The sequence below is a fragment of the Streptomyces sp. IBSBF 2435 genome (assembly GCF_036815005.1).
Lineage (GTDB): Bacteria > Actinomycetota > Actinomycetes > Streptomycetales > Streptomycetaceae > Actinacidiphila.
In genome coordinates this window covers 30,325-40,309 of the sequence record NZ_JAJSYW010000058.1, presented here as the reverse complement: position 1 = coordinate 40,309, position 9,985 = coordinate 30,325, and the positions used below count along the sequence as shown (strand labels likewise).

At 71.5% G+C, this 9,985-nt stretch carries 10 protein-coding genes and 1 CRISPR repeat array; of the genes, 1 reads left to right on the top strand and 9 read right to left on the bottom strand.

Annotated elements, in window-relative coordinates; all coding sequences use genetic code 11:
• Positions 1–55 precede the first annotated feature (55 nt).
• The 3 genes from V7E46_RS14170 to V7E46_RS14160 all read right to left on the bottom strand — a co-directional run bounded on the left by V7E46_RS14170 (position 56) and on the right by V7E46_RS14160 (position 2,550).
• On the bottom strand, positions 56–886 hold the full coding sequence (locus tag V7E46_RS14170; RefSeq protein ID WP_333768751.1) for a DUF1906 domain-containing protein: 831 nt from the start codon (positions 884–886) through the stop codon (positions 56–58).
• Between the two features lie 305 nt (positions 887–1,191).
• On the bottom strand, positions 1,192–1,473 hold the full coding sequence (locus V7E46_RS14165) for a hypothetical protein (protein WP_333768750.1): 282 nt from the start codon (positions 1,471–1,473) through the stop codon (positions 1,192–1,194).
• 336 nt (positions 1,474–1,809) lie between these two features.
• Entirely contained in the window at positions 1,810–2,550 is a 741-nt protein-coding gene (locus V7E46_RS14160; protein ID WP_333768749.1) for an SDR family oxidoreductase, read from the bottom strand.
• Between the two features lie 204 nt (positions 2,551–2,754).
• Between V7E46_RS14160 and V7E46_RS14155 the strand changes: the two genes are divergently transcribed.
• The gene (locus V7E46_RS14155) at positions 2,755–3,246 is read left to right on the top strand and encodes an RrF2 family transcriptional regulator (RefSeq protein ID WP_333768748.1); all 492 of its coding nucleotides are present in this window, start codon (positions 2,755–2,757) and stop codon (positions 3,244–3,246) included.
• A 41-nt stretch (positions 3,247–3,287) separates the two neighbouring features.
• Here the strand turns inward: V7E46_RS14155 and V7E46_RS14150 are convergent, their stop codons facing one another.
• The 6 genes from V7E46_RS14150 to cas7e form a co-directional block, all read right to left on the bottom strand.
• Positions 3,288–3,434, bottom strand: a complete 147-nt coding sequence (locus V7E46_RS14150; protein WP_333768747.1) for a hypothetical protein — start codon at positions 3,432–3,434, stop codon at positions 3,288–3,290.
• A gap of 1,365 nt (positions 3,435–4,799) precedes the next feature.
• Positions 4,800–5,866: direct repeats of the CRISPR family, unit length 29 nt; unit sequence GGGAACAGCCCCGCGGGCGCGGGGAGCAC.
• 130 nt (positions 5,867–5,996) lie between these two features.
• Positions 5,997–6,359 carry a type I-E CRISPR-associated endoribonuclease Cas2e gene (gene cas2e / locus V7E46_RS14145; protein ID WP_333768746.1) on the bottom strand — a complete coding sequence of 121 codons (363 nt, stop codon included), beginning with the start codon at positions 6,357–6,359 and terminating at the stop codon, positions 5,997–5,999.
• A 10-nt stretch (positions 6,360–6,369) separates the two neighbouring features.
• A complete protein-coding gene (cas1e, locus tag V7E46_RS14140) occupies positions 6,370–7,323 on the bottom strand; it encodes a type I-E CRISPR-associated endonuclease Cas1e (RefSeq protein WP_333768745.1) in 954 nt (317 codons plus the stop codon).
• A 3-nt stretch (positions 7,324–7,326) separates the two neighbouring features.
• Positions 7,327–8,028, bottom strand: coding sequence for a type I-E CRISPR-associated protein Cas6/Cse3/CasE (cas6e, locus tag V7E46_RS14135; RefSeq protein ID WP_333768744.1), 702 nt, complete (start codon positions 8,026–8,028; stop codon positions 7,327–7,329).
• Positions 8,028–8,732: a type I-E CRISPR-associated protein Cas5/CasD gene (gene cas5e, locus V7E46_RS14130; protein WP_333768743.1), complete on the bottom strand. Its 705-nt coding sequence runs from the start codon at positions 8,730–8,732 to the stop codon at positions 8,028–8,030. Before cas5e ends, cas6e begins: the two co-directional genes overlap by 1 nt.
• The gene (gene cas7e, locus V7E46_RS14125; protein ID WP_333768742.1) at positions 8,729–9,946 is read right to left on the bottom strand and encodes a type I-E CRISPR-associated protein Cas7/Cse4/CasC; all 1,218 of its coding nucleotides are present in this window, start codon (positions 9,944–9,946) and stop codon (positions 8,729–8,731) included. Before cas7e ends, cas5e begins: the two co-directional genes overlap by 4 nt.
• Positions 9,947–9,985 lie beyond the last annotated feature (39 nt).

Sequence of the window (9,985 nt, the reverse complement as noted above, 5' to 3'; positions counted from 1 at the left end):
CCGCCAGCCCGCCAGCCGTCACCTTAAGCCGCCGGCCCGCCCCGCCGTCAGCCCGTCAGTCGACGACGGCGACCGGGGCGTCGAGCAGGTCGCGGTCGACGGTCAGCTTCTTGCCGCCGTACGACTCGGTGACGCTGCCGGCGTACTGGTGGATACGGGCATGCGACGCCCACGCGCTGTCGCTGAGCGCCGGTTCGTTCGTCAGCGTGGCGCTGACGCCCCAGCGGGCGTACCAGACGGCGTCGGGCAGGTCGGCGGTGCCGGCCTCGCGGGCGGTCTCCAGGTGCTTGATGCCGGAGTCGGCGCTGCTGTAGAAACCGGCCAGATAGCCCGCGGCCCGCACCTGGCGGTCCCAGCCGCGCAGGAAGGTCAGGGTCGCGGCGGCGCAGCTCGTGTCGCTGATGTCGTACGCCTCCATGTCGAGGTAGAGCGCGCTGCCCTTGCCCAGGCCCAGCGCCTTGGCGCTGCTGACCGCGTCCTCGCCCTCGGTGCCGCCCTGGTCCGCGGCCCGGTCCGGGTCGATGCGGTAGGGGTTCTTGTTGGAACCGTTGACGCAGGGGCTCTGCGAGCCGACGTAGATCGGCAGCAGGCTCCATCCCGCGTCGGTGGTCTGCCGCACCCAGTCGGTGGTCAGGTTGGCCTGGCTGCTGCACGCGCGGGCCCGCCCGCCGAAGTAGATGCCGACGGCCCCGTAGGCGGAGGACGCCCGCCACGCCCGCATCGTCGCGAGGTCCGGGGCCTGGCAGGTGTCGAAGCCGCGGCCCTGGAAAATACGGGGTGCGGTGTCCCCGCGGTCCGCGGCGACGACGCCGGATTCGGCGGCGGCGCTCGCCACGGGGACCAGCAGACCGATCAGCGTCAGGGTGGCGGCCAGCAGGCGATGCACATAACGGATAAGGATACTTTTTTCGCTCATTCAGTGAGTGAACGGGCCGAACAGTCCCGTATCGCGGAGACACGCCGCCGGACACCCGTCCGCGGCGGTCTTCCGGACCAGCGTCCGCCGGACCGGGTTCGGGTGGGCGGTCCCGGATCCAGGCCGAGGGAAACCGTCCACAGCCTGTGGATAACTTCTCGGCAGCGGCGGACCGGCCCGGACGGCGGCGGGCGCCCGACAGCACGGGGATGCCGTCGCGCGCCCTGCTTCGGGGCTCAGCCGTCCGGCGCGTCGGCAGCGGCTTCTCCTGAGGGTCACCAGAGTGACGAGAAATGGATGCCGGCGGCGCCCTGGTCGATGGCTGTGAAGCCGGCACCGGCGACGCTCGCCGCGTTGTTCTGGTTCGACGCACCGGCGCCGGTGGCGCCCTGCCGAGTCGTCGTCACATTGCCGAGGTCGGCCCCGCCCGCGTTGCCACCGGAGTTGCTCACCACTGTCGCGTTCGAATCGCCACCCGCGAAAGCGCCGTCGTCAGCCACGGACGCGCCCGCGAACAGCACCGCCGCGAAAGGCAGCGCCCACGGCGGCCAGGACACGGACGCTACGGATGCTTGCCATGGTGTTCCCTCCCAGGGGACGGAATTTTCGAACTCGGACCTGCTGTCTGCGGTGGGGCCGCCGGCCGGCCGCCCCACCTGTGGCTCTGACGGCGTCGCCGAATCCAGGCTTGCCCATCACCTCCGCGCCGGACGCGCCTGGTTGATCCGTTTCCCCGCACGCGTGGCGATCTGCCGGCAAATCTCCGCGGTGCCCTTTGTCGTGGCACTCGTCGCACTGAGGCACCCGCCGCACGCCTCCCGCGGCGGGTGCCGAGCCCGGCCTGCCGGGTCCGCCGCACGGGAGGGCCGGCGCGTTACGGCGGGGCCGCCCGGTCAGCGGGCCCGCTGGAGCCAGTCCCGGTAGTGCGTGGGCGCGAGGTGCGCGTCAGGTCCCGCGATGAGGGCGTCGCCGCCGACCGCCGCGAACATCCCGGCCTGGTCGTCGGTGACGACCTCCCGGCCGTCGCCCTGCGCCGCCAGCGTGACCTTGCCCAGTTCGTCGAGCCGGAAGACGTCAGGACCCGCGATGTCGCGGATGCCCCGCAGCGGCGTACCGGTGGCGACCTCGACGACCGCGGCGACGACGTCAGCCGCGGCGATCGGCTGGATTCGGGTCGCGGGCAGCCGTACGGTCCGGGCGTCGGCGGTCCAGGACAGGACCGCGTCGATGAACTCGAAGAACTGCGTCGCGCGCACAATGGAGTACGGCGTCAACCCCTCCCGGAGCAGGTCCTCCTGCAAGGTCTTGGCCCGGTAGTAGTCCAGCGCGGGCACCTGGTCCACGCCGACGATCGACAGGACGACCTGGTGCCCGACGCCGGCCTTCTCGCCCGCGGCGAGCAGGTTGTCCACCGAGGTGCGGAAAAAGTCCAGCGACGCCTCGTCGAAGGTCGGTGAGTTCGACAGGTTGACCACGGTGTCGGCGCCCTCCAGCGCCTGGTCCAGGCCCTTCCCGGTGATCAGGTCGACCCCGGTGGACTGCGCCGCGGGCGTGGCCTCGTGCCCGGCCTCGGTGAGCCTCCTGACCACCTGCGAGCCGATCAGTCCGGTACCGCCGATGACGGTGAGCTTCATTGCTGCCACCTTTCACGGCGTGCCGCCGGGCCCGCCGGGGTCGAAGACTCTTCAACTCGGACACTTCTTATCCGGGATAATAGTCGGATAGTCTTTGTCCGAGTCAAGCTCCGGGGCGGGGTGCCGGTCGAGGACCTGGTCGAGGTCCGAGTCAGGCTCCGAGCCGAGTTCCGAGCCGAGCCGAGCGGAGGGAGTGGTGCGGCCATGAAGTTGTCCGGCGGAGTCGAGTGGGCGCTGCACTGCTGCACCGTCCTGACCGCGGCTACGGGCCCGGTCCCCGCGGCGCGCCTCGCGGAACTGCACGACGTCTCGGCCAGCTACCTGGCCAAGCAGCTCCAGGCGCTCTCCCGCGCCGGCCTCGTGGACTCCGTCCAGGGCAAGGCGGGCGGATACGTCCTGACCAGGGCCGCCGACCGGATCACCGTCCTCGACGTCGTCCAGGCCGTCGACGGCCCCCAACCCGCCTTCACCTGCACCGAGATCCGCCAGCGCGGCCCCCTGGCCGCGCCCCCCGAAGCCTGCTCCCGCCCCTGCGCCATCTCCCGCGCGATGGCCACCGCGGAGGCCGCCTGGCGCGACGCCCTGCGGGCCATATCCATCGCCGACCTCGCCGCGAGCGTCACCGGCGACTACGGGCCCGCGACGATGACGGGCATCGGCACCTGGCTGTCCCACCCGCCGCCCGCGGCGCCCTGAGCCGCTGTCAGTCGCCCTGGCGATGAGGGGCGTACGCGGCCCTAACGGCTGAGGACTGCTCTCAGCCGGTCACACACCGTCTCGACCTCGGCCTTGTCCGGGAGCAGGCCGCGGGTGAACATGGCCATTTGCAGCGCGGGCCCGTAGGCGTCGTGCTCGGCCATGTCCGGCGCGCGGGCGGGCTGCACGACGAAGTGAATGTGCCCGGGAACCGCGCCGGCGTGCGACCAGACAGACGTAGACCTGCTCGGGCTCCATCACGGCAGTGACCGCGGCGCTGACCCGAGCCAGCAACGGCCCCAGCTCGGCGGCCTCGTCCGGCGTCAACTCCGCAATGCGCAGCACATGCCTGACCGGCTTGACGACGAGGGTCCCCAATCCCAACGGCCCGACGCAGTGCTCCACCACCCAAGTCCCGCCCCGCACCACCGTCCCCCCGGGCAGGTCCACGACCCCTGCCGTAAGGTCACACGCCACACACCTCTCACCACCCACGGCGCCTTCCCCTTTTTCGAACGGCCTTGGGGCGGAGTGTGCCACGGCCCCGCCAGGTGGCGGGGCCCGACCGCGTCAGCACGGGGCTTTCGCGGAGCAGGCGCCACAGGCCGGACGGACGGTGTACGCCTCACGCGGCACCGGTTGAGGATGCCGCGCGGGCGGGGCGCTATCCGGCCGGTGTCCCAGCCACACCCTCTACTTGCCGCCCCGGCCCGAAGCGTTCGCGCAGCCCGCAGCGCGCGGTCTCCACGGGCGGTCGCTGGACGACGGGTAGCACGTCGGGCAGCCTCGGGTGCCCCGCGGGCAACGCGCCGGTTCCGGTGCCACCACGACTGGCCTCACGGCCCCTCCGCGACCACGGTCATCAGACCCCTTGGCGCAGGTCGGACGTCGGCTGACCGGTACGCCGCCCCTTCGTCACCACCGCCGCGCCCTGCCCGCGCCCTGCGGTGCCCCCTCGGTGCCGGGCGCTGCGCCGGGACTCAGCCGGCCGCTGTCCGCAGAGGGCCGGGGCAGGCGTAAGGCACCGCTTTCGCTCCGCCCGCCAGGACCGCCGCCCCGGCCGGGAAGCCGGCCGCCCAGCGCCCACTGTCCCAGCCGATCACCCAGCAGCGGGCCCCTCTCCACCGGAAAGCCACGGTCGACTGCCACGGGGCGGCGCCCTCATCTCCCCTCCCCGCACGCCCCCCCAGCGTCCCGGAACCAGACCGCGCGCCGAATCCGGTCCACACCCGGTCGAGACGCCGTGAACGACAACGGGATACGGGCGGCCACACGCCGATGGGGTGCCCCGGATTCCGGGGCACCCCATCTGACCAGCTACTTCGCTGACCTCTGCGGAGGCTGTGGGATTTGAACCCACGGTGACATCGCTGCCACGACGGTTTTCAAGTCCGCCCAGCAGCGTGCCAGCACACAGTCGGTGACCTGTGGCGACACCGCATGTGCCGCTCGGCGGAACGAGGTCCGGGCCACAGGTTGACCACAGGACCGGGAAGCGCGCACCTGCAGCGCGGGGAGCACGCGGCAACCACGCCGTGGCAGGCGGAGTGAATGGGAACAGCCCCGCAGGCGCGGGGAGCACCGGCGTCGTCGCCGGCATCCTGGGTCTGGTCGTGGAACAGCTCCGCGGGCGCGGGGAGCACGAGGTCGTCCGGGAGACCCTGGAGCCACCAGTGGGAACAGCCCCGCGGGTGCGGGGAGCACCCGACCCTGCGCGACCGGCTGACCGACACCGGGGGAACAGCTCCGCGGGTGCGGGGAGCACCCTGCTCAACACGATGAACGAGTACGCCGTCCATGGAACAGCCCCGCGGGCGCGGGGAGCACCTCGGCCGAGATGTCGCGTTCGCCTTCGCCGCGGGAACAGCCCCGCGGGCGCGGGGAGCACTTCGCCAGCTCCGCGGCGAACCGCTGAGCGTCGGGAACAGCCCCGCGGGCGCGGGGAGCACCTCCGGCGGCACGTGCAGGAGGCTGTCGGCTAGGGAACAGCCCCGCGGGCGCGGGGAGCACGCCCCCGTCACCTCGTTCGCTGGGTACGCCACGGGAACAGCCCCGCGGGCGCGGGGAGCACCGGAAGGGCCTCGCCTGCTCGGTCGCGGAATGGGGAACAGCCCCGCGGGCGCGGGGAGCACCCGGGACGCGGGTCAGAGTCTCTTCACCCGCGAGGAACAGCCCCGCGGGCGCGGGGAGCACCGGGTTCATCAAGATGAGCCCGGCCCGGGTGAGGGAACAGCCCCGCGGGCGCGGGGAGCACTCGCCGCTGTCGCTCGAGCCCTGCAGATCGACGGGAACAGCCCCGCGGGCGCGGGGAGCACGCGAGGAATCGCTCAGGCGCCGTGGGGGGCGTGGGAACAGCCCCGCGGGCGCGGGGAGCACTTGTTCGCGCCGGCCAATGCCAGCGGTGCCGGGGGAACAGCCCCGCGGGCGCGGGGAGCACGACCGCGAGTTGTTCGTGGGTGAGCGTGGCCAGGGAACAGCCCCGCGGGCGCGGGGAGCACTGGTACACGGACACCGACGAAGATCGGTGGAAGGGAACAGCCCCGCGGGCGCGGGGAGCACGGGGCTAACACCACGCTATCCAGCTCCAGCCGGGGAACAGCCCCGCGGGCGCGGGGAGCACAGGGCGCGACCTGGGGGTTTACCCGGCCGGGCAGCGGATTTTACTTACTTTCGCCGACTCGGGCATATCCAGCATTCCGCCCACTCCCCCTGGTGCCGGGAAGGGGCCCCACCCTGAGCCGCCGCGCCCCTCACCGGTTCCCGAACTTCCGCCGTTTCGCGGCCTTGCTCCAGCCCGTCCGGGGCGTGCCGGGGGGCTGTTGGGGGCCGCGGGGGCGGTTCGGGTTAGGGCGGTGGATGAGGGTGAGGCCCTCATGGTCGATGGGGTGCCAGGCGTGGTCGTGTGTACGGAAGGTGTAGCCCTGTTCCGTGTCCGTCTGGTAGGCGAGCAGAGCGCGGCCCTGGTTGGCGTACTGACGGACTTCCGACCAGAGGATGTCGCGGAGGCGGGCCGTGGGGGTGCCGATGAAGACGCCCGGGGAGATCTCCAGCAGCCAGCGGGTGAGGAAGCCGCGCAGGCCGGCCGGGCAGTTGGTGAGGATGATGACGGTCATCGGTGCGGCCTCACCAGATGATCTCGGAGTCGTAGTTGCGGCCGCCCTCGACCTCGACGCCGTGGTCGGACTGGAGGGTGACGCGGTCCGACCCCGCGTCTCCGGAGGTGTCACGCATACCGTCGTAGCCGAGCAGGTCCTTAATGTCCTGCACGCAACGGTCCAGCAGACGGCCCTTGTTGACGCGGTCGCGCAGCGCGCGACGAGTACGCGCCGCGACGTCCTCGGGGCCTTCGCTGGCCGCATCGAATGCGGCCGGTATGGCGACATCGGTCTTGTACAGGTCGGCGATGTCGAGGACGAAGGAGCGTTCGTGGCCGGAGTGGACGAATCCGAGCCCGGGTGAGCAGCCGAGGGCAGCCACGACGGCGTGGGCGATGCCGTACATGCACTGGGCGGCGGCCGTCACACCCTGGTTGGGGGCGTCACCGGCGGAGAAGTCGTCGCGGTGGTAGTCGCGCCGCTGCCAGGGAACGCCGGTCCTGACGGACTCGTCACGATAGCAGCGCTTCAACCGCCGCCCTTCCATGCTCAGCAGTTCCTGCCGGGTGTGCCCGGATGGGTCCTCGTCGGGGAAGCGCAGCCGATACATCGCGCGGGCGACGTCAAGCCGCCGGCGAGGGTTGGCCCATGCAAGTGCCTGCGCCTCGACCAGGCCCGACGAGCGGGTCAACGCCCGGCCGCCGGCGTAGAAGCGGACGCCGTGCTCGCCGACCCACACGACCCCGGCGCCGGAGTCGCTGAGGACGGTCATCGCCTGGTGGGTGATGCGGGTACCGGGGCCGAGCAGCAGCGTGCCGATCGTCGCGGACGGAATGTGGGTGACCCCGTCCGCGTCCTCGGCAGTGATCGCGTTGTCGTCGCGGTGGACGACACATCGCTCCAGGTAGACGAAGGAGATCCGGTCACCGACCCGGGTGAGTTCGCGCGGGGTGGCAGCCCCCCGCCGGCCGACGGTGGCCACCGGTCACCGCACCGGCGCGAGCGTCATGAGACCGCAGCCGTACGCCTTCGCCTTGCCGAGCCCCTGGGTGAGGGTGCGGCGCAGGACATCGGGGTCGGTGACGGTGAGCCGACCGTCGTACGTGACGGCAGTGAGCGTGACGGTCCGGCGCTCGGACGCCTTGGCGAACTGCAGGTCCCGCTTGTCGCGGACGACCAACTGGTGCTCGTCGCCGCGCTCCAGAAGCCGCGCGGCCGGTTCCTTCGCCGCAACGGTGAATCCCGCGTCGATCTGCCGGTCGAGCAGCCACGCCGTCTGGTGCCGGGCCGTGATGTGCGCCGTGCGCTTGGTGGGTTCCCCTTCCTTGCGGCGGATGGAGTGCACCGGGTTGGCGGTGAGGCGAAAGGACCACGTACTGCCCGCGGTGATCCGGTCCAGGAACGAACCGTAGTCGTACGTCTGCCAGCCCGGTGACTCGGAGGCGGCGGGCCAACCCGCCTGCTCCACGAGGTGTGTGAGGTCGGGACGTGAGGGGCTGACGACGAACAGCAGCACTTCGGCGGCGGAGTTCCGGTCGACGCGCCACAGCACTCGCGGACCCGTTCCCTCACGGGCCGGCAGGTCGGGGAAGGACATGTTCACCGCGGCATGCATACGGTGCGGGGAGCCGAGCAGTCCCCGCCCCTCGCGGCGGGCGGTGTTAATACGGAAGCGGGTCAGGTACATCACGCGATTCCCAGGACGGAGGTCGGGTCGTGGTCATACGGCTGTCGGGCCGGCCCCGGATCCGGGGCGGTCACCGGCCGCGAGGAGATACCGCGGAGTCCGTACCGCCGGTGCCGCGGATCGAAGCTGAGTGGCTCGTCGCGCAGGCTGAGTTCCGGCGTCTCGCCCGGCAGGCTGTCGACGAGCAGGGTGAGTCCACCCTGCGTCCGGGTCCTGGCCCGGTACCAGGGGGAGGCCTGCCACGGAGCCTGCTCCAGCGCACCGACGAGGTCGACGTCGTCACGTACGCCCAGGTCGAGGGGCGCTGCCGGGGGACACGACCGGCGCCCCAGGTACGGCAGATACACCGGTTCCTGAACGGCAGCGTGCAGGCGGTGGATGTCGTCCCGGTCGCCTTCGACGGCCGCCACGAACACGGCGTCGGCCAGGTAGAAGCGCTCGGACAGCGGCATGGACTTGCCGCTGACAAAATGGTGCGCCGTCTGGAAGTCCCTTGTCCGCGTGCCGGGCTGGTCGACACGTACGCCGTAGCGCAGCGCGGCCAGGTCGGAGAGGTCCGCCTCACGAGGACGGCCTTCGGCGGCGGCGAGCAGGCCGAGAACACCGCTCTTGGTGGGCGCGTTCTCGGTGGTGCGGCGCACGAAGCGGGCCGCCGATCCCCAGGCCTGGAGAGGGCCGGCCAGTCGCAGCAGGAGCACGCTCACGCCCCGGACTCCAGCCGGTCCGCCACCGCCGCGCCCACCGACGAGACGAGTCCGGCGACGTCCGTTTCCTGTCCGAGCCCGGTCAGCGGTGCGGCATCCTCGCCGACCCGTACGACCCAGGTGCTGTCGGCGTCCGCGACGCCGTACGCCTTCTCCAGGTCCGGTACGAAGCGGGCCAGGCGTGTGCACGCCTCCCGGACGAAGCCGCCCTCCGGGCCCTGGGGCACCGCCCTTTCGAAGGCGGCGACGAAGCTGATGGGCCGCTTCGTGCGGAGCTTGACGATGACGGCGGTCGGCAGGGTGTGGTTGCCGAAGGTGTTGACCTTGCCGGTGGGCAGCGAGGTGATGAAGCCTTCGAGGAAGGCCTCGACCGCGCGCCGGGTCGGAGCGCCGGACGGCTCGTCCTCCCTCAGTCCGGCGCCCAGGTTGGCGTGCAGGCGGTTCACGTCGAGTGCCGCGTATCGGTACAGGGTGGAGGAGTTGAAGTCGACGACACCGATCATGCCGGCCCCGGTCTCTGCGTCGGTGTTCCTGTCGTCGACGGCGGTGTAGTAGTCCGACTCGTTGTCGACGGCGTGCACGCTGAGGGCATGCGCGACCTGGGTGGCCGCTTCGACGTTGAGGTCGGTGGCGTCGGCGACCATACGGCCGAAGAGGGCGATGTCCACCGAGTGCCCGCTGTCGACCAGTTGACGGGCACGGACCTTGTTCTCCTTTGCCTTGAAGAACTCCTTGAGGACCTTGATGTCGCCCTTCCCCTCGGCGCCCTTCACTGTCAACTCCGCCAGCGAATCGAGCTGTTGTGCGCTGAGGAACATCAGGTAGGAGGACTCCGGCGCCGGATCCGGCTCACCGTCCTTGATCTTGCGCTTCGGCGCCTCGATCTTGGAGCCGGTCGCATTGCGCAGGGACTCGGCGGCGAGTTCCAGAGCCGTCGCCCGGTCCAGCGACGGGTCGAGGGCGGCCAGGCGGTCGGCCAGCGCCTCGGCGACCTTCTTCGTCCGGACGCCCAGTTCCGAGGGGTCCAGCAGTTCCTCGAACTTCTTCCTGGTCGCGCGCTTCCAGGCCTGGCTGGAGACGCGGGAGCGGCGGACGCCGCCGTAGACCGCGGTCTTGGGCGAACCGGTGTCATCCCGGTTGATGTTGCTCGGCGGCACGGTCTGGAGGATGTGGACGTCGAGGATCGTCCGGGTGGCGGGGTCGAATTGCGTCACGAGTGATCGATTCCTAAGAGGGGGTTCATGAAGGCGGGG